Source organism: Leclercia sp. TB492, from assembly GCF_049974505.2.
Classification (GTDB): Bacteria; Pseudomonadota; Gammaproteobacteria; order Enterobacterales; family Enterobacteriaceae; genus Enterobacter; species Enterobacter adecarboxylatus_C.
This window is the reverse complement of the sequence record NZ_CM127572.1, coordinates 4,210,903-4,233,984: the sequence shown is the minus strand read 5'-3', so window position 1 is coordinate 4,233,984 and position 23,082 is coordinate 4,210,903. Positions and strand designations below refer to the sequence as shown.

The 23,082-nt window shown below is 56.5% G+C and carries 20 protein-coding genes; 7 read left to right on the top strand and 13 right to left on the bottom strand.

Annotated features, from left to right (window positions below):
• Positions 1-14: 14 nt before the first annotated feature.
• The 13 genes from ACP4QI_RS20025 to acuI all read right to left on the bottom strand — a co-directional run bounded on the left by ACP4QI_RS20025 (position 15) and on the right by acuI (position 12,133).
• Entirely contained in the window at positions 15-2,096 is a 2,082-nt protein-coding gene (locus ACP4QI_RS20025; protein ID WP_285111670.1) for a putative bifunctional diguanylate cyclase/phosphodiesterase, read from the bottom strand.
• Positions 2,097-2,223: 127 nt separating this feature from the next.
• A complete protein-coding gene (locus ACP4QI_RS20020; protein WP_142487305.1) occupies positions 2,224-2,388 on the bottom strand; it encodes a DUF2556 family protein in 165 nt (54 codons plus the stop codon).
• 201 nt (positions 2,389-2,589) lie between these two features.
• Positions 2,590-2,886, bottom strand: a complete 297-nt coding sequence (gene fis / locus ACP4QI_RS20015; protein WP_000462905.1) for a DNA-binding transcriptional regulator Fis — start codon at positions 2,884-2,886, stop codon at positions 2,590-2,592.
• Positions 2,887-2,909: 23 nt separating this feature from the next.
• On the bottom strand, positions 2,910-3,875 hold the full coding sequence (dusB, locus tag ACP4QI_RS20010; protein WP_156264749.1) for a tRNA dihydrouridine synthase DusB: 966 nt from the start codon (positions 3,873-3,875) through the stop codon (positions 2,910-2,912).
• Positions 3,876-4,252: 377 nt separating this feature from the next.
• Positions 4,253-5,134: a 50S ribosomal protein L11 methyltransferase gene (gene prmA / locus ACP4QI_RS20005; RefSeq protein WP_156264748.1), complete on the bottom strand. Its 882-nt coding sequence runs from the start codon at positions 5,132-5,134 to the stop codon at positions 4,253-4,255.
• An 11-nt stretch (positions 5,135-5,145) separates the two neighbouring features.
• Complete coding sequence (panF, locus tag ACP4QI_RS20000; RefSeq protein ID WP_426495732.1) at positions 5,146-6,597, bottom strand: sodium/pantothenate symporter; 1,452 nt, start codon at positions 6,595-6,597, stop codon at positions 5,146-5,148.
• Positions 6,587-6,832 carry a YhdT family protein gene (locus ACP4QI_RS19995; protein WP_142487301.1) on the bottom strand — a complete coding sequence of 82 codons (246 nt, stop codon included), beginning with the start codon at positions 6,830-6,832 and terminating at the stop codon, positions 6,587-6,589. The genes panF and ACP4QI_RS19995 overlap by 11 nt, the downstream gene beginning before the upstream one ends.
• A gap of 108 nt (positions 6,833-6,940) precedes the next feature.
• Complete coding sequence (accC, locus tag ACP4QI_RS19990; protein WP_142487300.1) at positions 6,941-8,290, bottom strand: acetyl-CoA carboxylase biotin carboxylase subunit; 1,350 nt, start codon at positions 8,288-8,290, stop codon at positions 6,941-6,943.
• Between the two features lie 10 nt (positions 8,291-8,300).
• Positions 8,301-8,771, bottom strand: a complete 471-nt coding sequence (gene accB / locus ACP4QI_RS19985; protein ID WP_142487299.1) for an acetyl-CoA carboxylase biotin carboxyl carrier protein — start codon at positions 8,769-8,771, stop codon at positions 8,301-8,303.
• 22 nt (positions 8,772-8,793) lie between these two features.
• Positions 8,794-9,246, bottom strand: coding sequence for a type II 3-dehydroquinate dehydratase (gene aroQ / locus ACP4QI_RS19980; protein ID WP_426495733.1), 453 nt, complete (start codon positions 9,244-9,246; stop codon positions 8,794-8,796).
• A 233-nt stretch (positions 9,247-9,479) separates the two neighbouring features.
• A complete protein-coding gene (gene msrQ, locus ACP4QI_RS19975) occupies positions 9,480-10,079 on the bottom strand; it encodes a protein-methionine-sulfoxide reductase heme-binding subunit MsrQ (RefSeq protein WP_156264745.1) in 600 nt (199 codons plus the stop codon).
• The gene (gene msrP / locus ACP4QI_RS19970; RefSeq protein ID WP_285129179.1) at positions 10,080-11,081 is read right to left on the bottom strand and encodes a protein-methionine-sulfoxide reductase catalytic subunit MsrP; all 1,002 of its coding nucleotides are present in this window, start codon (positions 11,079-11,081) and stop codon (positions 10,080-10,082) included.
• A 77-nt stretch (positions 11,082-11,158) separates the two neighbouring features.
• On the bottom strand, positions 11,159-12,133 hold the full coding sequence (gene acuI / locus ACP4QI_RS19965; protein WP_231313584.1) for an acrylyl-CoA reductase (NADPH): 975 nt from the start codon (positions 12,131-12,133) through the stop codon (positions 11,159-11,161).
• Between the two features lie 184 nt (positions 12,134-12,317).
• Here acuI and csrD point away from each other — a divergent pair, with 184 nt between their 5' ends.
• The 7 genes from csrD (at position 12,318) to yhdP (ending at position 23,052) form a co-directional block, all read left to right on the top strand.
• Positions 12,318-14,258: an RNase E specificity factor CsrD gene (csrD, locus tag ACP4QI_RS19960; protein ID WP_156264742.1), complete on the top strand. Its 1,941-nt coding sequence runs from the start codon at positions 12,318-12,320 to the stop codon at positions 14,256-14,258.
• Positions 14,259-14,537: 279 nt separating this feature from the next.
• On the top strand, positions 14,538-15,581 hold the full coding sequence (gene mreB / locus ACP4QI_RS19955; RefSeq protein WP_000913396.1) for a rod shape-determining protein MreB: 1,044 nt from the start codon (positions 14,538-14,540) through the stop codon (positions 15,579-15,581).
• 62 nt (positions 15,582-15,643) lie between these two features.
• Positions 15,644-16,660, top strand: coding sequence for a rod shape-determining protein MreC (gene mreC / locus ACP4QI_RS19950; RefSeq protein WP_142487293.1), 1,017 nt, complete (start codon positions 15,644-15,646; stop codon positions 16,658-16,660).
• On the top strand, positions 16,660-17,148 hold the full coding sequence (gene mreD, locus ACP4QI_RS19945; protein ID WP_032614566.1) for a rod shape-determining protein MreD: 489 nt from the start codon (positions 16,660-16,662) through the stop codon (positions 17,146-17,148). The genes mreC and mreD overlap by 1 nt, the downstream gene beginning before the upstream one ends.
• Positions 17,149-17,157: 9 nt before the next feature.
• On the top strand, positions 17,158-17,751 hold the full coding sequence (locus tag ACP4QI_RS19940; RefSeq protein WP_426495734.1) for a Maf family protein: 594 nt from the start codon (positions 17,158-17,160) through the stop codon (positions 17,749-17,751).
• A complete protein-coding gene (gene rng, locus ACP4QI_RS19935; RefSeq protein ID WP_142487291.1) occupies positions 17,741-19,210 on the top strand; it encodes a ribonuclease G in 1,470 nt (489 codons plus the stop codon). The genes ACP4QI_RS19940 and rng overlap by 11 nt, the downstream gene beginning before the upstream one ends.
• Before the next feature lie 44 nt (positions 19,211-19,254).
• Entirely contained in the window at positions 19,255-23,052 is a 3,798-nt protein-coding gene (gene yhdP / locus ACP4QI_RS19930; protein ID WP_426495735.1) for an AsmA2 domain-containing protein YhdP, read from the top strand.
• The last annotated feature ends 30 nt before the right edge of the window (positions 23,053-23,082 follow it).

Below are 23,082 nucleotides of genomic sequence, written 5' to 3'. Positions count from 1 at the left end.
CGGAACCGGCCCGGTCAGCTTTGCTGCGCCAGCATGGCTTGCGGATCGTGGCTCAGGGCCTTAATGGTCTGCGCCGAAACGGGTTTTCCCAGCAGATAACCTTGCAAGGTGTTACACCCCAGCTCGGTCAAAAACGTTTGTTGCTCCTGGGTTTCCACCCCTTCGGCAACCACCTTCAGGTTGAGGGTCTTTGCCAGCGCCACAATGGCGGAAACGATAGTGGCATCGTCACCTTCGCCGTTGAGATCTTTGACAAACGCCCGATCGATTTTCAGCTCACAGGCCGGCAGCTTTTTCAGGTACAGCAGGCTGGAATAGCCCGTACCAAAATCATCGATGGACGCTTTCACCCCCGCCTGCGTCAGTTCGGTCAGCACCCGCACGCTCTCATCCGGGTTATTCATGGCCGTCGTTTCGGTCACTTCCAGGATCAGGGTATGGGGCGGAATTCGGTGTCGCGCCAGGCTGCTCATCACCGTATCTACCAGCTGGGGCTGTTCAAACTGTAGCGTGGAGAGGTTCACCGCCATCGACCATTCTGTATGCCCTTCAAGATGCCAGACGCGGAGCTGGCGGCAGGCCTCATCGATCACCCAGTTACCGATAGGGATAATCAGCCCGCTCTTTTCTGCCAGCGGCAGGAACTGGTCAGGGGATAACAACCCCTGCGAAGGATGCTGCCAGCGCAGCAAGGCCTCAAAGCCAACGATGGGGCCAACCGGGGCCTGGAACTTCGGCTGATAAACCAGATGCAGTTCCTGGCGATCCTGCGCCAGCCAGAGATCGTTCATCAGCTGCAGCTGTTTCTGCGCCAGGGTGTTCATCGACGGCTGGAAGAAATGGTAGCCGTTACGCCCCATATGCTTGGTGTGGTACATCGCCGCATCGGCGTTAAACATCAGCTCCCGCTGGTTTTTACCATCGTGCGGATAGATAGCAATCCCCACGCTGAGGGTCACCATCAGGTCGTACAGCTCAAGGCTGAAGGGCTGGTCGATCGCATGCACCAGCGAGCTTGCCAGCGATGCGGCATCATTCGGGGTATCGATCTCGGCCAGCAGCACAAACTCGTCGCCGCCAATACGGGCAAGGGTGTACTGACCTTTCAGCGGCAGTTCCAGACGTTCGGTAACGGCAACCAGCAGCTTATCACCGGTGTCATGCCCGTAGGCATCGTTGACGGCTTTGAAGCCGTCCAAATCCATAAACAGCAGCGCGAAGAGCTTCCCTTCGCGATCGGCTTTGTTAATCGCCTGTTCAAGACGGTCCTCCAGCAGGACGCGGTTTGGCAGGCGCGTGAGCGTGTCGTGCAGCGCCAGCTGCGCCAGTTCGCGGTTCGCTTCCGCCAGCGACGAGGCCAGAAGGGCGGTGCGGGCCTGTAGCCTGGCATCAAACATCGAGACCAGCAGCGTAATGCCCAGAATGGAGAGCGCAACGACGCTCACCAGCACCGCCAGCCAGCTGCCGTTTACGCCCTGATGATGCATATGGGTCTGAACCGGGAACTGGGCGGCCTTCATCCCCGTGTAGTGCATGCCGGCAATGGCAACGCCCATCAGCACGGCGGCACCCGCACGCATCAGCGCGACCTGGGCGGCATCGCGACGCAGACGAAACGTGAGCCACAGGGCGGCCAGCGAGGCGAGCAGGGCAATCACTACCGACAGCGCAACCCAGCGCATATCCCAGACGATAGCGGGCTCAACCTGCAATGCCGCCATTCCGGTGTAGTGCATCGCGACGATGCCGGTGCCCAGAATCACTGCGCCGGTGGACAAACGACGCCTGCGCAAGTGATCCCGGCTCACCAGCCAGAGGGCGAACAGTGAGGCACCGATAGCAATGAACATCGAGAGGGCCGTTTGCGGCAGGTTATAGTTCAGCCGCATGGAGACATCCATCGCCAGCATGCCGATAAAATGCATGGCCCAGATGCCGATACCCATGGCAATACCGCCGCCCGTCAGCCAGATACGTGCCGCGACGCCCGTACTGCCAACAACCCGGCCTGCCATATTCAGGGCGGTGTAGGAGGCAAGAATGGCGACAACAAAAGAGATAACCACAAGAAGTTGGTCGTATTGGCTAACCAGCATGATCTCATCAACTCAGACGCAGGGAGGTATTACGTGATACCGGGTGTGACGGGCTGAGACATTATCATCCAACAGGGATGCCTCAAAGGCTTTTAAGCCCGCACATTTTTCGAGGGAAACCAGGGGATTAATCCAGATCCGAGCAATTGATGAGCTTGAGTGGGTTCACCGAATCCATGTTGCGGCATTTGTCCGTTTCCGTAGACATCAACTCAATCCACTGCATTATCAGTGCATCAAAAAGGAAAACGCTAATCGCGAAGACGACTAACCACCCATACTTACGGATCATTCGGAGTTTCCGACAACAAAGGAAAAAGAGTGCAGGAAATATACACGAAAAATAGCGGCTGAGAAGTGGGCAGACGGATGTTTACGTTTCGGCTGTTAGCAGCGTGATGAGGGGAGCAAAACGGGGAGAGGCAGGGCATAAAAAAAGGCGCTTCCCCATGCCGGTTCGCGCCTTTTTATACAAGCATTTAGCTAATCGAAATTAGTTCATGCCGTACTTTTTCAGTTTCTTACGCAGCGTACCACGGTTGATGCCCATCATCAGGGCAGCACGGGTCTGGTTACCGCGGGTGTATTGCATCACCATGTCCAACAGGGGCTGTTCAACTTCAGCCAGTACCAGCTCATACAGGTCGTTAACGTCCTGACCATTCAGTTGAGCAAAATAGTTCTTCAGTGCCTGTTTAACCGAGTCACGCAGGGGCTTTTGAGTTACTTGATCCTGAGAGTTAACGGTGGAAACGGTCAGTACGTCAGAATTTACGCGTTGTTCGAACATAGTTCTGTCAGCTCTTTATTTCATTACGCAAGATTTTCGAAGTATGCCTCCAACGCCTCCAGCTGATCGCTGGCATCCTCTATGGCGTTGAATGTGCGCCGAAACTGGTCATTTGGAGCGTGCTCCTGGAGATACCAGGAGACGTGTTTACGCGCAATTCGGTACCCTTTTGTCTGACCATAAAAGTCATGCAATTCCCGAACGTGCGAACAAAGCAAGCGCTTAACCTCTGCCAGCGGCAGCGGGGCAAGCAGCTCCCCAGTGTCCAGATAATGCTGGATTTCCCGAAAGATCCAGGGTCTTCCCTGAGCCGCACGTCCTATCATCAGAGCATCAGCTCCCGTATAGTCGAGCACAGCTCTGGCTTTAAGCGGGTCAGTAATGTCGCCATTCGCGATAACCGGAATGGAAACTTTCTGCTTAACTGCCCGAATGCTGTCGTATTCAGCTTCGCCGTTGAACAAACAGGCGCGGGTGCGTCCATGTATGGTCAGGGCCTGAATGCCACAATCTTCGGCCAGTTGGGCAATCTCTACACAGTTACGGTGATCCGGCGACCAACCCGTGCGAATCTTCAACGTAACAGGAACGTCCACTGCGCTGACAACCGCCGTCAGGATGGACTTCACCTGGTCGGGGTATTGCAGAAGGGCTGAACCTGCAAGCTTGCGATTCACCTTTTTGGCCGGGCACCCCATATTGATATCAATAATCTGGGCACCACTTTCCACGTTAATACGCGCGGCGTCTGCCATCTCTTCAGGCACGCTCCCGGCAATTTGCACGGTGCGGATACCTGGTTCGTCAATGTGCACCATCCGAAGACGGGATTTATCGCTTTCCCAAACCTGCGGGTTAGACGACATCATCTCAGAAACGGTTAATCCTGCTCCCATCTCATAGCACAGCGTCCTGAAGGGCCGGTCGGTAATACCTGCCATAGGTGCTGCGATCAGGCGATTTCTGAGCTGGTGGTTTCCGATACGCATGAGTTAAGAAATGACCATACTGTGACTGCAAGGCGGCGTATCTTACGCATTTTTTGCACGAGATGAAAGGCCAAACTTTGAACAATCACCTGTTGCAGATCATGGAATCAGGCACAAAGCATAAGTCATGAAATTATATTCCATATAAATCATTCACTTAAATGCGTGTGGCGATTTTATGGTCGCTTACAATTTCCCAAAACTTCTCGTTTTTTCTTAAAGAATGAAACCTTAAGCGGAATAATCTGCTGTTTTAAGCAGCAGATTTCCGCGGTTCTTTGCGATCTGCGTCGCATTTTAGAACATGATCGTGATAGCTGGATTGCCTGTTCCTTAACCAAAAGGGAAGTTTAAAAAACAGGCAAACGAATAACCACTTACTTTTTACGACCGGTAATGCGGCACCACTCTTCTTTTTCAACCACCGGGTCGAGTGCGAAGAGATCGGTGTAGGCTTCGCATACGCTTTCAGCCTGGCTGGCAAGAATACCGGACAGGCCCAGCAGACCGCCCTCAACGGGCAGGACGCTGATTAACGGTGCCAGCTCGCGTAGCGGGCCAGCCAGGATGTTGGCGACCACCACGTCGGCTTTCATCACCGCTGGCTGGTCATTCGGCAGGTAGAGCTCAAGACGGTCGGAGACGCCGTTGCGCTGCGCGTTATCGCGGCTGGCCTGAATCGCCTGCGGATCGATGTCGATCCCGATCGCTTTTGCGGCACCCAGCTTCAGAGCGGCGATAGCGAGGATCCCGGATCCGCAGCCAAAGTCGATCACCGTTTTACCGTCCAGATCCAGACCATCCAGCCACTGCAGGCACAGGGAGGTGGTCGGGTGAGTGCCGGTACCGAACGCCAGGCCCGGATCGAGCATCACGTTTACCGCATTTTCGTCCGGCACGTCGCGCCAGCTCGGGCAGATCCACAGACGCTTGCCGAACTGCATCGGGTGGAAGTTATCCATCCACTCGCGCTCCCAGTCCTTGTCTTCCAGCTGTTCAATCTTGTGCGCAAAACCGGCGCCCAGCAGCGGGTGATTTTCCAGAATCGCGACCACTTCGGCCATATCAGTTTCGGCATCAAACAGGCCGATGACGTCGGTATCGCCCCACAGGCGGGTTTCACCCGGCAGCGGTTCAAACACCGGAGTGTCATGCGTGTCCTGGAAGGTGACAGAGACCGCACCGGTCTCTACCAGCGCATCACTCATCTCTTCGGCGTTAGCACCGGTTGTATTCAGTTTTAGTTGGATCCACGGCATGGCAAAACTCTTTATTTATCAGTAGAAATCACGGCTGCCTGCGGCAGGGATTGGCCGAAACGGTTCCCTACCACAAACGCCAGCAAACTTAGCAGTAGCGAGGGCACAATCGGATGGAAGCCCAGGTACTGAATTTTAAAGGAGGCGAGCACGGCATAGAGCACGCCACCGACGAGCATTGCGCTCAGGGCACCGGCCGCGTTGGCGCGCTCCCAGTAGAGGCCCAGCACCAGCGGCCAGAGGAACACCGCTTCCAGACCCCCAAATGCCAGCAGGTTCAGCCAGATAATCATCTCAGGCGGCTTCCACGCGGCCAGCAGCAGCAACGCCCCCAGCACCAGTGTGATCACCGCAGACATCCGCTTCAGGCGACGCTCATTAGTCATCTGCTCCGGGCGCATGTTCAGGTAGAGATCTTTAATGATCGTAGCGGAACTTTGCAGTAGCTGGGCGTTAATTGTCGACATGATCGCCGCCATGGGTGCAGCAAGGAAGATGCCGGCAGCAAACGGAGGCAGTACTTTTACCATCAATGTTGGGATCACCAGGTCCGGCACGGTTAAGTCCGGGATCACCGCCCGGCCCAGTGCCCCGGCCAGGTGCATACCGAGCATCAGGATCGCCACCACGATGGTGCCGATGATAATCCCCCGGTGTACTGCCTTGCTGTCTTTATAAGAGATGCAGCGCACCGCGGTATGCGGCAGACCAATCACCCCGAAGCAGACCAGCACCCAGAAGGAGGTCATAAAGGTAGGGGAGAGGATGTCATCCGCGCCCTGCGGCGATACCAGCTTCGGATCGATGGTCTGCAGCGTTTCCACCGCATGGGTTAAACCCCCCGCTGTATGCACCACGCCTACCAGCAGCACAATGGTGCCAATCAGCATCACCATGCCCTGCATGGTGTCGTTGAGCACGCTGGCGCGGAAACCGCCAAACGCGGTGTAGAGCGCGATACTGATACCAAAAATCAGCAGCCCCGTTTCGTAAGGGATCCCGGCGGCAGTTTCTAGCAGGCGCGCGCCGCCGATAAACTGCACGGTCATGGCGCCGATAAAGGCCACCAGCAGGCTCAGGCTGGCCAGCCAGACCAGCAGGCGGCTCTGATAGCGGGCAAACAGCATGTCGTTGAGGGTCACCGCATTATAGCGGCGCGCCAGAATCGCGAATTTTTTCCCCAGAATACCCAGCGAGAGCCAGACGGCAGGCAGCTGGATCATCGCCAGCAGCACCCAGCCCAGCCCGTACTTATAGGCTGCACCCGGGCCGCCAATAAAGGAGCTGGCGCTGATATAGGTGGCGGTAAGGGTCATCGCCAGCACAATACCGCCCATCGAGCGGCTACCGAGGAAATACTCGTTCAGGAAGGTGCCCGCCGTTCTTTTACGCATGGCGTAAACGGACAGACCAAAAACAACAAACAGATACGCGACGAGCGGCAGGATTACTTCAAGCTGCATTATCGTCATCCTCCAGCGGAATATCGCGATAGATGAACTTCACCATCGCCCAACAGAGCAGAATAAACACCAGCGGGATCAGCAGGCAGGCCATCTCAAACCAGTGCGGAAGGCCGGTAACACCGATAGCAGAATCAGGTAAGTAAGCAGCTACTAACCACGCGGCGAGATAGAGAAGGGTTAACCACAGCGCCCAACGCGCTTCTTTGTGGGCCTGAACAAAACGTTTGTCCATTTTTTGTCCCTTGTGGATGAAGAAAGCGGGGATTGTACATGATGGGGCGTTCCAGGCCCCAAAAATAAAAAAGGCCGGATTATCCGGCCTTTTAGTAAAGATGCTGTATTACTTCTCGTTCAGACCGAGTTTCTTCTCCAGATAGTGGATGTTGGTGCCACCATGCTGGAAGTTCTCGTCGCTCATAATACGCATCTGCAGATCAACGTTGGTTTTGATACCGTCGATGATCAGCTCCTGCAGGGCGTTCTTCATGCGGGCAATCGCCACGTCACGGGATTCGCCGTAGCAGATCAGCTTGCCGATCATTGAGTCATAATACGGCGGTACGGTGTAACCGGCGTAAATATGGGACTCCCAGCGCACACCAAAGCCACCCGGCGCGTGGAAACGCGTGATTTTACCCGGGCTCGGCAGGAAGGTGTTCGGATCTTCGGCGTTGATACGGCATTCCACCGCATGGCCTTTAACCTGAACTTCTTCCTGCTTGATGGAGAGCGGTTGACCCGCCGCGATACGCAGCTGCTCTTTGATCAGGTCAACGCCGGTGATCATTTCGGTGACCGGGTGTTCAACCTGAATACGGGTGTTCATCTCGATGAAGTAGAACTCGCCGTTTTCGAACAGGAACTCGAAGGTACCTGCCCCGCGATAGCCGATATCCACGCACGCTTTGGAGCAACGCTCGCCGATGTAGCGACGCAGTTCCGGAGTGATACCCGGCGCTGGTGCTTCTTCGACCACTTTCTGGTGACGACGCTGCATGGAGCAGTCACGTTCCGCCAGATAGATCGCGTTACCCTGACCGTCTGCCAGCACCTGAATTTCGATGTGGCGTGGGTTTTCCAGGTATTTTTCCATGTATACCATGTCATTGCTGAAAGCTGCTTTCGCTTCCGCTTTGGTCATGGAGATGGACTGAGCCAGTTCAGCATCGCTGCGCACAACGCGCATACCGCGACCGCCGCCGCCGCCAGACGCCTTGATGATAACCGGGTAGCCAATGCGTTTCGCATGAGCACGGTTAGCATCCATGTCGTCGGTCAGAGGACCGTCGGAGCCCGGTACGGTTGGAACACCGGCTTTTTTCATCGCGGTGATCGCAGACACTTTGTCGCCCATCAGGCGGATGGTGTCGGCTTTCGGGCCGATGAAGATAAAGCCAGAACGTTCTACCTGTTCAGCAAAGTTGGCGTTCTCAGAGAGGAAGCCATAACCCGGGTGAATCGCTACCGCGCCAGTGATCTCAGCGGCGCTGATGATAGCCGGGATGTTCAGATAGCTTTTTACGGACGGAGCCGGGCCGATACAGACCGTCTCATCCGCCAGTAATACGTGTTTCAGATCGCGGTCCGCGCTTGAGTGCACAGCGACGGTCTTGATGCCCAGCTCTTTACAGGCACGAAGAATACGCAGTGCGATCTCGCCGCGGTTGGCGATAACAATTTTATCCAGCATGTTCGCCTCGTTACTCGATGACGACCAGCGGCTCGTCAAATTCAACCGGCTGACCACTTTCGACCAGAATCGCTTTCACAGTACCTGACTTGTCAGCTTCGATCTGGTTCATCATTTTCATGGCTTCAACGATGCACAGGGTATCGCCCGCGTTAACTTTCTGGCCCACTTCGATGAACGCTTTAGCGTCCGGGCTCGGGGTGCGGTAGAAAGTACCAACCATTGGGGAACGTACGATGTGACCACTGATTTCCGCTGCTGCTGGCGCTTCCATTGCTGGAGTAGCCGCCGGAGCGACAGCGTTAGACAGAGCTGGCTGCTGCATCATTGGTGCAGCATAAGCTTGTTGCATAACCGGGAAGCCTGCGTTTGGCGCGGCACGGCTGATGCGTACAGACTCTTCGCCTTCAGAAATTTCCAGTTCGGAGATGCCTGATTCTTCAACCAGCTCGATCAGTTTTTTAATCTTACGAATATCCATGAGTGGGTTCCGTACTCTTTGTTTAGTGTGATTGTGACAGGCGTTTTACCGCTGTCTGTAAAGCGAATGAATAACCGTCAGCCCCCAGTCCACAGATGACGCCAGAGGCGATATCCGACAGGTAGGAGTGGTGGCGGAACGGCTCCCGCGCATGCACGTTGCTGAGGTGGACCTCAATAAATGGGATGCTCACTGCCAGCAGCGCGTCGCGAATAGCAACACTGGTGTGCGTAAACGCGGCCGGATTAATCAGGATATAGTCCGTTGTGTCTTTAGCCTGATGAATGCGGTCGATGAGTGCGTACTCCGCGTTTGACTGAAAATGGTCAAGTTCCACATTGAGCGTCGCCGCTTCGCTACCCAGACGGTTAACAATATCGGTTAACGTCAGCGTGCCATACTTCTCGGGTTCACGGGTGCCGAGCATATTCAGGTTCGGTCCGTTTAAAACTAAGATGTGAAACTTGTCAGCCATTGTGCCGCTATCTCCTGCGATTCTCCGGTAAAAAACAAAATATACCTTCGATGCGCGATTGTCACCCTTTCCGGGTCTGAAAAACCCGTCGGGGAAACCAAAGTCGCACATTATAACGATTTCGTAGCATTTGGCAGCTAAATACTGGTCTTATCAGGGAAGATTATCAACAGCATTCGGATAAACACCCGGGAAGGATAAACGATCTGCGGGAATCAGCACATTTTCGCCCGTTATCGCCACCACTGGCGAAACTTCTTATAACGCCATGCCAGAAGCACGCCTGCCAGCACAGCGTAGATGATCGGCTGCGGCGAGAGGATTTTCACTGACCAAAGGTAGTGGATGGGGGCAAGGATCGCGACAAGATAGACAAAATTATGCAGAAGTTGCCAGCGCCTTCCCAGTTTTCGCTGGGCGTACTGGGTAGAGGTGAGGGTCAATGCCAGTAAAATTATCCAGCTGATAATCCCCAGGGTTAAGTAAGGACGAGTCACCAGTTCGCGTCCCAGCAGAGCCAGATTGTTAATCCCGAGCTCCAGAAACGCATAGCTGGTGAGGTGCAGCGTCGCCCAGGCGAAACACCATAGCCCAAGCAGGCGGCGGGTGCGGATCAGTAAGGGCTGTTTCGCGTAGCGCGCCAGAGGGGAAACCAGCAGGGTCGCCAGTAAAAATTTCAGCGCGGTGCGGCCGGTAAAATGTTGAATATCTTTTGCCGGATCGGCACTCAGGCCGCCATGATTGATGGCCCAGAATAGCCATATAAAAGGAAGCAGCCCCGCAAGATGCAGGGCGACCTTCAGCCAGGTAATCTGTTTTGCCGTCAGACGCACTTAGAAAAACTCCCGTAAGTCGAGACCGCGGTAGAGCGATGCTACCTGGTCGGCATAGCCGTTAAACAGCAGGGTGGGCTGACGTTTGACATCCAGCGCGCCGCCCGAGCCAATAAACCGCTCGGTGGCCTGCGACCAGCGCGGGTGATCCACGTGCGGGTTCACGTTAGCGTAGAAGCCGTACTCATTCGGGGCCGCGAGGTTCCAGGTGGTAGGTGGGCGCTCGCGGGTCAGCTTGATACTGACGATCGATTTGATGCCCTTAAAGCCGTATTTCCACGGCACGGTCAGGCGGATGGGGGCGCCGTTTTGCGGCGGCAGGGCTTTACCGTAGACGCCAACGGTAAGCAGCGTCAGCGGGTGCATCGCCTCATCAATACGTAATCCCTCCACGTACGGATAATCGAGTCCGCCGCCAATGAACCGGTCTTTCTGACCGGGCATGATCTCCGGTGCGTAAAGGGTCTGAAAGGCGACGTACTTCGCGTTGCTGGTGGGCTCTACCATCGCCAGCAGTTTATGCAGCGGAAAACCAATCCACGGCACCACCATCGACCAGGCCTCGACGCAGCGCATGCGATAGATACGCTCTTCCAGCGGGAAGCGGGTAGTCAAATCGTTATAATCAAGGGTCAGGGGTTTTGCCACTTCCCCGTCGATTTTCAGCGTCCAGGGATCGGTCTTCAGGCTGCCGGCGTTGGCCGCCGGATCGGCTTTATCCAGGCCGAACTCATAGAAGTTGTTATAGCCTGTCACTTTCTCTTCAGGGGTTTTGGCGAGGTTGCTTTGCCACTGGGCGGGCTGGGTAAAGGTCAGGGGCTTCCCGGAGGGCGCTTTCGGACGATCGTTGCCCTTAAACCAGTCCAGCAGGTCGGCCTGGGCGAGAGGCGAGAGCGTCAGCGCACCGGCACCGATCCCCAGCATCTTCAGGATCTGGCGGCGCTTGAGCATAAAAACGGATTCCGCGGTGATATCGGCTTCCGTCAGGGGTTTCACTTTCATGGCATCCTCCGTCATGCGTTTTTCTAAGCATGACGGAGGAGCAGGGTTAAAGCGAATATGTCACGAAAATTTGAAGATTAACCCAGCTTCACCAGCGTACGGCCCTGGATCTGGTTACTGATGATCTTCGCGGCATACTCCGGGGCCTGCTCAAGGCTAATCTGGGTGGCGCTTTGCGTATAGAAGGAGGCTGGCAGATCGCGAACCAGTCGCTCCCATGCCTGGGCGCGACGCTCTGGCGGGGTCATCACCGAATCGACGCCCTGCAGGCGGACGTTGCGCAGAATAAACGGCATCACCGTGGTCGGCAGGGCAAATCCGCCCGCCAGGCCGCACGCCGCCACGCAACCGCCGTAGTTCATCTGCGCCAGCACTTTCGCCAGCACTTTATCCCCGACGGTATCGACGGCACCGGCCCAGATCTGTTTCTCCAGCGGGCGGGTCTCAGCGAACTCGTCGCGGCCCAGAATGCGGCTGGCACCCAGGGAACGCAGATAGTCATGGGTGCTTTCACGGCCTGAAACCGCCGCCACCTGATAGCCCAGCTTGTGCAGCAGGGCAACCGCGGTACTGCCGACGCCGCCGCTGGCTCCTGTTACCACTACCTCACCGGACTGCGGGGTGACCCCGGCCTCTTCCAGCGCCATCACGCACAGCATGGCGGTAAACCCGGCGGTGCCGATGATCATCGCCTTGCGGCCATCGAGCCCGTTCGGCATTGGCACCAGCCAGTCGCCGTTGACGCGTGCCTGCGCGGCCAGCCCGCCCCAGTGATTTTCGCCCACGCCCCAGCCGGTCAGCAGCACCTGCTGGCCGACATGGAAACGCGGGTCTTCGCTGGCGTGCACGCGGCCCGCAAAGTCGATACCTGGAACCATTGGGAAATTACGAATAATCTTGCCGGTGCCCGTAATGGCGAGCGCGTCTTTGTAATTCAGACTGGACCAGTCGATATCAACGGTCACGGCCCCTTCCGGCAGGCGGCTCTCTTCGATAGATTGCACTGATGCAAGAGTTTTGCCTTCCTGCTGTTCTAAGATCAAAGCCTGCATACGAATTCCTTACTCAGCATGATGATTGGAAAAAAATTTTTGAAGACTATACTCGCTCATTGACATGCAATGCCGATTTAACGCAATAAATTGCCAGATACACCGGATTTGGTAGTATGCCGATGCCGTATTGCGAGTTAGTGCTCACTTGCTATCCTCATCAACTCACGGAGTAATCTCAAGGATGCGATTATCGACGAAGTTCTCCGCTTTTATCGCCTTGCTAACCGGGTTGACCATCTTTGTCACCCTGATCGGCTGCTCGCTCAGTTTTTATAATGCGATCCAGGGAAAGCTGGTGAACCGCGTCCAGTCCGTGGCGTCGGTGGTTGACTCCCGCCTTGTCAGCACGCCCTTTCCAGAACTTTCCCGTCAGCTGGACGAGCTGATGGCTCCGGTTGATATCACGCGTGTGGAGATTAAGCAGGGCGGAAAAACCATTTTCAGCCACAGCGGGCAAAAGGGTTATCGACCGGCCGGTGCGCCCCCCCAGATTTTCGAGCTAACCGTCCCCTCCCTGAAAAACCCCGGTATGACCATAAGCCTGGCCTATCTGGACCCGATGAACAGTTATTTTCGTTCATTGATGACCACTGCGCCGCTGACGGTGGCGGTGATCTTCGTGGTGGTGCTGATCTTCCTGGCGGTGCGCTGGCTGCGTCGCCAGCTCTCGGGGCAGGAGCTGCTGGAGTCGCGTTCGGTACGGATCCTTAACGGAGAACGTGGGGCCCAGGTGCGCGGGTCCGTCTATGAATGGCCGTCACGCACCAGCAGTGCGCTGGATGTTCTGCTGTCCGAAATTCAGTTTGCCAGCGACCAGCGCAGCCGAATGGATACGCTGATCCGCTCCTATGCCGCCCAGGACAACAAAACCGGCCTCAACAATCGTCTTTTCTTTGATAATCAGCTGGCTACCCTGCTGGAAGATCCTGAGAAAGTGGGCTCGCACGGGGTGGTGATGCTTGTCCGCCTGCCGGACTTTGACCTGCTGAAAGACAACTGGGGGCGGGCGGTGGCGGAAGAGCATCTGTTTATGCTCATCAATATGCTTTCCACCTTTATGATGCGTTATCCCGGCGCGCTGCTGGCACGCTATCACCGCAGTGATTACGCCGTGTTGCTGCCGCATCGCACCCTGAAAGAGTCAGAGAGCATTGCCAGCCTGCTGTTAAAGTCGGTGGATGCGCTGCCGCCCAGCAAAATGCTGGATCGTGATGACATGGTGCATATCGGCATTTGTGCCTGGCGCGGCGGTCAGACCACCGAGCAGGTGATGGAGCACGCGGAAGCCGCTACTCGCAATGCCGTATTGCAGGGAGCCAACGGCTGGGCGGTTTATGATGACTCCCTGCCGGAGAAAGGGCGCGGCAACGTGCGCTGGCGGACCTTGATTGAACAGATGCTTACCCGCGGCGGGCCGCGGATTTACCAAAAGCCGGCGGTACTGGCCAACGGCCAGGTCCATCACCGGGAGCTGCTCTGCCGCATCTTTGACGGCAACGAAGAGGTGGTGTCGGCGGAGTATCTGCCGATGGTATTGCAGTTTGGTCTGTCCGAAGAGTATGACCGCCAGCAAATTTCGCGATTGATGCCATTCTTATCCTTCTGGCCGGAAGAACATCTGGCGCTGCAGGTGACGGTAGAGTCGTTGATCCGCCCGCGATTCCAGCGCTGGCTGCGCGATGTGCTGATGCAATGTGAAAAATCGCAGCGTAGACGGATTATTTTTGAACTTGCAGAGGCGGATGTTTGTCAACACATCAGTCGGTTACAGCCGGTCGTTCGGCTGATCAATGCGTTGGGGGCTCGTGTGGCGGTGACGCAGGCGGGTCTGACTCTGGTCAGCACCAGCTGGATTAAGGCGCTGGAGGTAGAGCTGCTGAAGCTGCATCCGGGGCTGGTAAGGAATATCGAAAAACGTACGGAAAACCAGCTGCTGGTACAGAGCCTGGTTGAAGCCTGTAAGGGAACGCAAACGCATGTATTTGCCACAGGTGTACGGTCACGAACGGAATGGCATACGTTGACAGAGCGCGGAGTTACAGGGGGTCAAGGAGATTTTTTTGCGGCCTCTCAGCCTCTTGACAGCAATGTGAAAAAATATTCGCAAAGATACTCTGTTTAACCTGCCGTTTAGTGAGTTTTCACGTAGAATATCGCGCCTGTAGCGTGATGTATGACGAGCAAAATGACAGTGAGCGACCTTTAACGGGTTACAAATGAACGTGAGGAACGCTGTTTTTTCTCAGCCCTGAGGGAGTCAGGCGACGATTTGTAACAAAGGAAACGTGCTGCACAAATTTTCACCGTAGCAGGCGATTTTTGCGCCTTGTCGCTGCTGCGTGTGGTTGGTAAAGTAAGCGGATTTTGTTTTCCGCCCCAGCTTTCAGGATTATCCCTTAGTATGTTGAAAAAATTTCGTGGCATGTTTTCCAATGACCTGTCCATTGACCTGGGTACCGCGAATACCCTCATTTATGTAAAAGGACAAGGCATCGTACTGAATGAGCCTTCAGTTGTGGCCATTCGTCAGGATCGTGCTGGTTCACCGAAAAGCGTAGCGGCCGTCGGCCATGACGCTAAGCAGATGCTTGGTCGTACGCCGGGTAATATCGCTGCCATTCGTCCGATGAAAGACGGCGTTATCGCTGACTTCTTCGTGACCGAGAAAATGCTTCAGCACTTTATCAAACAGGTGCACAGCAACAGCTTTATGCGTCCAAGCCCGCGTGTACTGGTGTGTGTGCCGGTTGGCGCTACCCAGGTAGAACGTCGTGCTATTCGTGAATCCGCTCAGGGCGCTGGTGCGCGTGAAGTCTTCCTGATTGAAGAGCCAATGGCTGCCGCTATCGGTGCTGGCCTGCCGGTTTCCGAAGCGACCGGCTCCATGGTGGTGGATATCGGTGGCGGTACCACTGAAGTGGCCGTTATCTCCCTGAATGGTGTGGTTTACTCCTCTTCCGTACGTATCGGTGGTGACCGCTTCGATGAAGCCATCATCAACTACGTTCGCCGTAACTACGGCTCTCTGATCGGTGAAGCCACCGCAGAGCGTATTAAGCACGAAATCGGTTCTGCTTACCCGGGTGACGAAGTGCGCGAGATCGAAGTGCGCGGTCGTAACCTGGCCGAAGGCGTTCCACGTGGCTTTACCCTGAACTCCAACGAAATCCTCGAGGCGCTGCAAGAGCCGTTGACCGGCATCGTCAGCGCCGTCATGGTTGCCCTCGAGCAGTGCCCGCCGGAACTGGCTTCCGATATCTCTGAGCGCGGTATGGTTCTGACCGGTGGTGGTGCGCTGCTGCGTAACCTCGACCGCCTGTTGATGGAAGAGACAGGAATTCCTGTCGTAGTTGCAGAAGATCCACTGACTTGCGTAGCCCGTGGCGGTGGCAAGGCGCTGGAAATGATCGACATGCACGGCGGCGACTTGTTCAGCGAAGAGTAGTCAGGTGTGAAAGGGTAGCGGATGGCTACCCTTTCTCTCTGACGCGAGAGTACGCATAGCCTATGAAGCCAATTTTTAGCCGTGGCCCGTCGCTACAGTTTCGCCTGATCCTTGGGGTGTTGGTAGCGCTTGGTGTCATTATTGCCGATAGCCGCCTCGGTACGTTCAGCCAGATCAGAACGTACATGGATACCGCCGTCAGTCCTTTCTACTTTGTATCAAATGGTCCCCGTGAATTACTCGACAGCGTCTCGCAAACCCTGTCCTCACGCGATCAACTCGAACTTGAAAACCGCGCGTTACGTCAGGAACTGCTGCTGAAAAACAGCGAGATACTGATGCTGGGCCAGTACAAGCAGGAGAATGCTCGTCTGCGTGAGCTGCTGGGTTCCCCGCTGCGTCAGGATGAGCAGAAGATGGTGACCCAGGTGATCTCCACCGTTAACGATCCGTACAGCGATCAGGTGGTGATCGACAAGGGCAGCGTCAATGGTGTGTACGAAGGCCAGCCGGTGATCAGCGATAAAGGCGTCGTCGGCCAGGTGGTTGCGGTCGCGAAGCTGACCAGCCGCGTGCTGCTGATTTGTGATGCCACCCATGCGCTGCCGATCCAGGTACTGCGTAACGATATTCGCGTGATTGCGGCCGGTAACGGCTGTACGGACGATCTGCAGCTGGAACATCTGCCGGCGAATACCGATATTCGCGTGGGCGATGTGCTGGTGACATCGGGTCTGGGCGGTCGCTTCCCGGAAGGTTATCCGGTTGGGGTGGTCTCCTCCGTGAAGCTGGATACCCAGCGCGCCTACACCGTGATTCAGGCTCGTCCAACGGCGGGTCTGCAGCGCCTGCGCTATCTGCTGCTGCTGTGGGGTGCCGATCGTAACGGCACTAACCCGATGACCCCGGAAGATGTGCATCGCGTGGCGAATGAACGTCTGATGCAGATGATGCCGCAGGTTCTGCCTGCGCCAAACTCGATGGGGCCGCCTGCGCCAGTTCCTGCGCCAGCAACCGGGCTGACCCAGCCGCCGCCTGATGCGCCACCGCCACCGCAACTCTCCCCGGGAGGGCAATAGTGGCAAGCTACCGTAGCCAGGGACGCTGGGTTATCTGGCTCTCGTTTTTGATCGCGCTGTTGCTGCAAGTGATGCCCTGGCCGGACGACATTCTCGTTTTCCGGCCAAACTGGGTGCTGCTTATTCTGCTCTACTGGATCCTCGCCCTGCCGCACCGCGTAAATGTGGGCACAGGTTTTGTGATGGGTGCCATACTGGATCTGATTAGTGGCTCAACGCTTGGCGTTCGCGCTTTGTCCATGAGTATCATCGCATACCTGGTCGCTCTGAAATTCCAGCTCTTTCGTAATCTGGCGCTCTGGCAACAGGCGCTGGTGGTGATGTTGTTATCCATGGCCGCGGATATCATTGTTTTCTGGGCAGAGTTTTTAGTGATCAACGTCTCTTTCCGTCCGGAAGTGTTCTGGAGTAGTGTAGTAAACGGTGTGCTCTGGCCATGGTTGTTCCTGCTGATGCGTAAGGTTCGCCAGCAATTTGCCGTGCAATAAAAGGTTTCTATGACGTCTTTGTATCTCGCTTCCGGCTCCCCGCGCCGTCAGGAACTCCTGACGCAGTTAGGGGTATCTTTTGAACGCATCGTCACCGGCATTGAAGAGCAACGTGCCGAGGGTGAAAGCGCACAACAGTATGTTTCCCGTCTGGCGCGGGAGAAAGCGCAGGCAGGCGTGGCGCAGGCGCCGCGTGATTTACCGGTGCTGGGCGCAGATACCATCGTGATCCTTAACGGTGAAGTCCTCGAGAAACCGCACGACGATAAGCATGCGTTTACGATGCTGCGCAAATTGTCCGGCCATACGCATCAGGTGATGACCGCCGTCGCGCTGGCAGACCGCCAGCACGTGCTCGACTGTCTGGTGGTCACCGATGTCACGTTCAGAGTACTCACAGAAGAGGATATCGCCGGTTATATCGCCAGCGGTGAACCAATGGATAAAGCAGGTGCATACGGTATTCAAGGGTTGGGTGGCTGTTTTGTCAGGAAGATCAATGGCAGCTATCACGCCGTAGTCGGCTTACCGCTGGTGGAAACGTATGAGTTGCTAAGCAATTTTAACTCACTGCGTGAGGGAAGGGATAATTATGACGGCTGAATTGTTGGTAAACGTAACGCCCTCGGAAACCCGTGTGGCCTATATCGATGGCGGAATTCTTCAGGAAATTCATATCGAGCGTGAAGCGCGGCGCGGAATAGTAGGCAATATCTACAAAGGTCGTGTCAGTCGTGTACTACCGGGTATGCAGGCGGCATTTGTAGATATTGGCCTGGATAAAGCGGCATTTCTGCATGCCTCCGATATCATGCCGCACACCGAATGTGTGGCGGGTGAAGAGCAAAAGCAGTTTACCGTCCGTGATATCTCCGAGCTGGTGCGTCAGGGCCAGGATCTGATGGTGCAGGTGGTAAAAGATCCGCTGGGCACCAAAGGCGCGCGTCTGACAACCGACATCACCTTACCTTCCCGTTATCTGGTCTTTATGCCTGGCGCCTCTCACGTTGGCGTTTCCCAGCGTATAGAGAGCGAAAGCGAGCGCGACCGGCTGAAAAAAGTGGTTGGCGCCTACTGTGATGAGCAGGGCGGGTTTATCATTCGCACCGCCGCAGAGGGGATCAGCGAAGAAGACCTCGCCTCGGATGCCGCCTACCTGAAACGCGTCTGGACCAAGGTGATGGAGCGTAAAAAACGCAACCAGACGCGCTATCAGCTGTACGGTGAGCTGGCGCTGGCCCAGCGCGTACTGCGCGACTTCGCCGATGCCCAGCTGGATCGCATCCGCGTCGATTCCCGTCTGACCTATGATGCGCTGCTCGAATTTACCGCCGAGTACATTCCGGAAATGCCGGGTCTGCTGGAGCACTACACCGGACGCCAGCCGATCTTCGATCTCTACGATGTCGAAAACGAAATCCAGCGCGCGCTGGAACGTAAAGTCGAACTCAAGTCCGGTGGCTATCTGATTATCGACCAGACCGAAGCGATGACCACCGTGGATATTAATACCGGGGCGTTTGTCGGTCACCGCAATCTGGACGACACCATTTTCAATACCAATATTGAAGCGACGCAGGCCATTGCGCGTCAGCTTCGTCTGCGCAATCTGGGTGGCATTATCATCATCGACTTTATCGATATGAGTAACGAAGACCACCGCCGCCGCGTGCTGCACTCCCTGGAGCAGGCGCTGAGTAAAGATCGCGTGAAAACCAGCATCAACGGCTTCTCCCAGCTTGGGCTGGTTGAGATGACCCGCAAGCGCACCCGTGAGAGCGTGGAGCATGTGCTGTGCAACGAGTGCCCGACCTGTCATGGCCGCGGCACGGTGAAGACGGTGGAAACGGTCTGCTATGAGATCATGCGGGAGATTGTTCGTGTGCATCACGCCTACGACTCCGACCGCTTCCTGGTCTATGCTTCTCCTTCGGTGGCGGAAGCCCTGAAAGGGGAAGAGTCCCACGCGCTGGCAGAAGTGGAAATCTTCGTCGGCAAACAGGTAAAAGTGCAGATAGAGCCGCTCTATAACCCGGAGCAGTTTGACGTGGTGATGATGTAATCCGCAGGTACTGCGAGACAAGAACGGCTGACAAGGAGAGACGCGTGAGGCGACTGCCGGGGATTTTACTGCTTACAGGGGCAACGCTGATCGTGATTGTCGCGCTGCTCGTAAGCGGGCTGCGCCTCATATTGCCGCATCTGGACGCCTGGCGCCCGCAGGTGCTGGAGAAGATCGAATCCGCGACTGGCATGCCCGTCGCGGCCAGCCAGCTCAACGCGAGCTGGCAGAATTTCGGCCCGACTCTTGAAGTGCGCGACATCAACGCGCAGCTGAAAGACGGCGGCCATCTGAAAATCAAACGCGTGACCCTGGCGCTGGACGTGTGGCAAAGCCTGCTGCACCTGCGCTGGCAGTTTCGCGATCTTACCTTTTATCAGCTGCAGTTTCTGACCAACACCCCGCTGCGCAGTGACGACCAGGGCGAAGGCTTCGAGGCCAACCGCGTCAGCGATCTGTTCCTGCGCCAGTTCGATCATTTCGATCTGCGCGACAGTGAAATCAGCTTTATTACTCTCTCAGGACAGCGTGCCGAACTGGCGATCCCTCAGCTTACCTGGCTCAACGGCAAAGAGCGGCACCGTGCGGAAGGCCAGGTCAGCCTCTCCAGCCTGAACGGACAGCATGGCGTGATGCAGGTGCGGATGGATCTGCGTGATGACAAGGGGCTGCTGAATAACGGCAAAGTATGGATGCAGGCCGATGACGTGGACGTCAAACCCTGGCTGGGTGAGTGGGTGCAGCAGAATATGCAGCTGGAAACCGCGCGCTTCAGCATTGAAGGATGGATGACCCTCACCGATGGCCAGTTCGCCAGCGGCGATATCTGGCTGAAGCAGGGGGGCGCCAGCTGGCCGGGGAAGGCGCGCCAGCATCAGCTTTCGGTTGATAATCTGACCGCGCACGTCACCCGCGAGAAAGAGGGCTGGCAGTTCGCCATTCCGGATACCCGCATTACCATGGACGACAAGGCGTGGCCGCGCGGGGCGCTGGCCCTGGCCTGGATCCCCGGGCAGGACGTGGGCGGTGCTAATAACACACGCAGCGACGAGCTGCGCATTCGCGCCAGCAATCTGGAGCTGTCAGGCCTTGAAGGGCTGAGAACCATTGCAGCGAAGCTCTCCCCGTCGCTGGGCGACGTCTGGCAGGCCACCCAGCCGGTGGGAGCGATCAACGCCCTGGCGCTGGATATTCCACTGCAGGAGACGGAAAAAACGCGCTTCAACATCGCCTGGACCGATCTCGCCTGGAAGCAGTGGGAGCTGCTGCCGGGTGCCGAGCATTTCAGCGGCACATTGCAGGGCAGCGTGGAAAATGGCCGCCTGGTGGCCCATATGCGCGATGCGAAAATGCCTTACGAAACCGTCTTCCGCGCCCCGCTGGAGGTGGAGAAAGGCACCGCTACCCTCCACTGGTTGAAGAACGAGAAGGGTTTCCAGCTCGACGGACGTGACATCGACGTGAAAGCCAAAGCGGTGCGTGCCCGGGGTGATTTCCGCTATCTGCAGCCGGCTGGCGATGAGCCCTGGCTGGGGATCCTGGCGGGCATCAGCACCGACGATGGGTCACAGGCCTGGCGCTATTTTCCTGAAAACCTGATGGGCAAAGCGCTGGTGGACTACCTGAGCGGCGCCATTCAGGGCGGGCAGGCGGATAACGCCACCCTGGTGTATGGCGGTAACCCGCACCTGTTCCCCTACAAGCACAACGAAGGCCAGTTCCAGGTTCTGGTGCCGTTACGCAACGCCACCTACGCCTTCCAGCCTGAGTGGCCGGCGCTGAAAAACCTCGATATTGAGCTTAACTTCATCAACGACGGGTTGTGGATGAAGACCGACGGCGTGGCGCTGGGCGGGGTAAAAGCCAGTAACCTGACCGCAGTGATCCCGGACTATTCGAAAGAAAAGCTACTGATTGACGCTGATATCAACGGGCCCGGAAAAGCCGTTGGGCCGTACTTTGACGAGACGCCGCTGGATGATTCCCTGGGCGCTACCCTTCAGCAGCTCCAGCTGAATGGCGATGTGAATGCTCGCTTACATCTGGATATCCCGTTCGACGGCACCATGACCACCGCCAAAGGCGACGTCAGGCTGAAGAATAACAGCCTGTTCATCAAGCCGCTGAACAGCACTATTAACAATCTGAGCGGCCAGTTCAGCTTCGTGAATGGCGATCTCAAAAGCGGGCCGCTGACCGCAAGCTGGTTTAATCAGCCGGTGAATATCGACTTCTCCACCACCGAAGGCGCGAAAGCCTATCAGGTGGCCGTGAATCTCGATGCCAGCTGGCAGCCTTCGCGGATGGATGTGCTGCCAAAAGTCATCAGCCAGTCGCTGGAAGGCCGCCTGCCGTGGAACGGCAAAGTCGCGATTGAGCTGCCTTATCGTGGCGATGCCCAGTATAAAGTGGATATCAGCGGCGATCTGAAGAACGTCAGCAGCGACCTGCCGTCGCCGCTGGAGAAAAGCGCGGGTGAGCCGCTGCCGGTGAAACTGAACGTCGACGGGGATCTCAACAGCTTTACCCTGACGGGCAATGCCGGTGGTAAGAATCACTTCAACAGCCGCTGGTTGCTGAACCGCAAGCTGACGCTGGATCGCGCCATCTGGACCAGCGACAGCCGCACGCTGCCGCCGCTGCCGGAACAGGCGGGCGTCGAACTCAACCTGCCGCCGATGGATGGCGCCGAGTGGTTAGCCCTGTTCCAGAGCGGCGTCGGGCAAAACGTGGATGAGTCAGCACAGTTCCCGCAACATATCACGGTACGCACTCCGGCCCTGACGCTGGGTGGACAGCAGTGGAATAACCTGAGCATCGTCTCGCAGCCGACCCTGAACGGCTCAAAAGTCGAGGCGCAGGGGCGGGAGATCAACGCCACCCTGCTGATGCGCGACACCGCGCCATGGCAGGCGGCGATCCGCTATCTCTATTACAATCCGGCGAGCGTCACTGCCGGGAAAGGCAATACAGTTTCGCCGTTAGCCAGTACCACGCGGGTTAATTTCAGCAGCTGGCCTGATTTACAGCTGCGCTGTGCTGAGTGCTGGCTGTGGGGGCAGAAGTACGGTCGTATCGATGGCGATTTCACCATTAAGGGCAACACCCTTACCCTGGCGGGCGGACTGATTGATACCGGCTTTGGTCGCCTGACCGCCAACGGCGAGTGGGTGAACGGTGCCGGGGAGCAGCGCACCTCGCTGAAAGGGCAAATCAAAGGCAACAAGCTGGATGCGGCATCAAATTATTTCGGTATCACCACGCCGATTCGCGGTTCGTCGTTTGATCTCGACTACGATCTGCACTGGCGCGACCAGCCGTGGAAGCCTGACGAAGCCACGCTGAACGGCATTCTGAAGACCCGGTTAGGCAAAGGTGAAATAGCGGATCTGAGCACCGGCCATGCGGGGCAGCTGCTGCGTCTGCTCAGCTTCGACGCTCTGCTGCGCAAGCTGCGCTTTGACTTCAGCGATACCTTTAATGAAGGATTCTACTTTGACTCTATCCGCAGCACCGCGTGGATTAAGGATGGGGTCCTGCACACGGATGATACGCTGGTCGACGGGCTGGAGGCGGATATTGCCATGAAAGGCTCCGTCAATCTGGTGCGTCGAGAACTGGATATGGAAGCGGTGGTGGCACCGGAAATCTCCGCCACCGTTGGCGTGGCAGCAGCCTTCGCCGTTAACCCGATTGTCGGCGCGGCGGTGTTTGCCGCCAGTAAAGTGCTGGGGCCGCTGTGGAGCAAAGTCTCTATTCTGCGCTACCACATCACCGGCCCGGTCGATAAACCGCAGATTAATGAAGTGCTGCGTCAGCCACGCAAAGATGCACAGCAATGATTTGACGCGGGCAATTAATTGCCTCACTCT

Bases quoted from the DNA above. Each gene is read 5' to 3' on its own strand.
- mreC (WP_142487293.1), top strand. From the start codon at position 15,644: ATGAAGCCAATTTTTAGCCGTGGCCCGTCGCTACAGTTTCGCCTGATC.
- ACP4QI_RS20020 (WP_142487305.1), bottom strand. From the start codon at position 2,388: ATGATCCGTAAGTATGGGTGGTTAGTCGTCTTCGCGATTAGCGTTTTC.
- accC (WP_142487300.1), bottom strand. From the start codon at position 8,290: ATGCTGGATAAAATTGTTATCGCCAACCGCGGCGAGATCGCACTGCGT.
- dusB (WP_156264749.1), bottom strand. From the start codon at position 3,875: ATGCGTATCGGAAACCACCAGCTCAGAAATCGCCTGATCGCAGCACCT.
- mreB (WP_000913396.1), top strand. From the start codon at position 14,538: ATGTTGAAAAAATTTCGTGGCATGTTTTCCAATGACCTGTCCATTGAC.
- ACP4QI_RS19995 (WP_142487301.1), bottom strand. From the start codon at position 6,832: ATGGACAAACGTTTTGTTCAGGCCCACAAAGAAGCGCGTTGGGCGCTG.
- csrD (WP_156264742.1), top strand. From the start codon at position 12,318: ATGCGATTATCGACGAAGTTCTCCGCTTTTATCGCCTTGCTAACCGGG.
- ACP4QI_RS20025 (WP_285111670.1), bottom strand. From the start codon at position 2,096: ATGCTGGTTAGCCAATACGACCAACTTCTTGTGGTTATCTCTTTTGTT.
- rng (WP_142487291.1), top strand. From the start codon at position 17,741: ATGACGGCTGAATTGTTGGTAAACGTAACGCCCTCGGAAACCCGTGTG.
- msrP (WP_285129179.1), bottom strand. From the start codon at position 11,081: ATGAAAGTGAAACCCCTGACGGAAGCCGATATCACCGCGGAATCCGTT.
- ACP4QI_RS19940 (WP_426495734.1), top strand. From the start codon at position 17,158: ATGACGTCTTTGTATCTCGCTTCCGGCTCCCCGCGCCGTCAGGAACTC.
- aroQ (WP_426495733.1), bottom strand. From the start codon at position 9,246: ATGGCTGACAAGTTTCACATCTTAGTTTTAAACGGACCGAACCTGAAT.
- accB (WP_142487299.1), bottom strand. From the start codon at position 8,771: ATGGATATTCGTAAGATTAAAAAACTGATCGAGCTGGTTGAAGAATCA.
- prmA (WP_156264748.1), bottom strand. From the start codon at position 5,134: ATGCCGTGGATCCAACTAAAACTGAATACAACCGGTGCTAACGCCGAA.
- panF (WP_426495732.1), bottom strand. From the start codon at position 6,597: ATGCAGCTTGAAGTAATCCTGCCGCTCGTCGCGTATCTGTTTGTTGTT.
- fis (WP_000462905.1), bottom strand. From the start codon at position 2,886: ATGTTCGAACAACGCGTAAATTCTGACGTACTGACCGTTTCCACCGTT.
- acuI (WP_231313584.1), bottom strand. From the start codon at position 12,133: ATGCAGGCTTTGATCTTAGAACAGCAGGAAGGCAAAACTCTTGCATCA.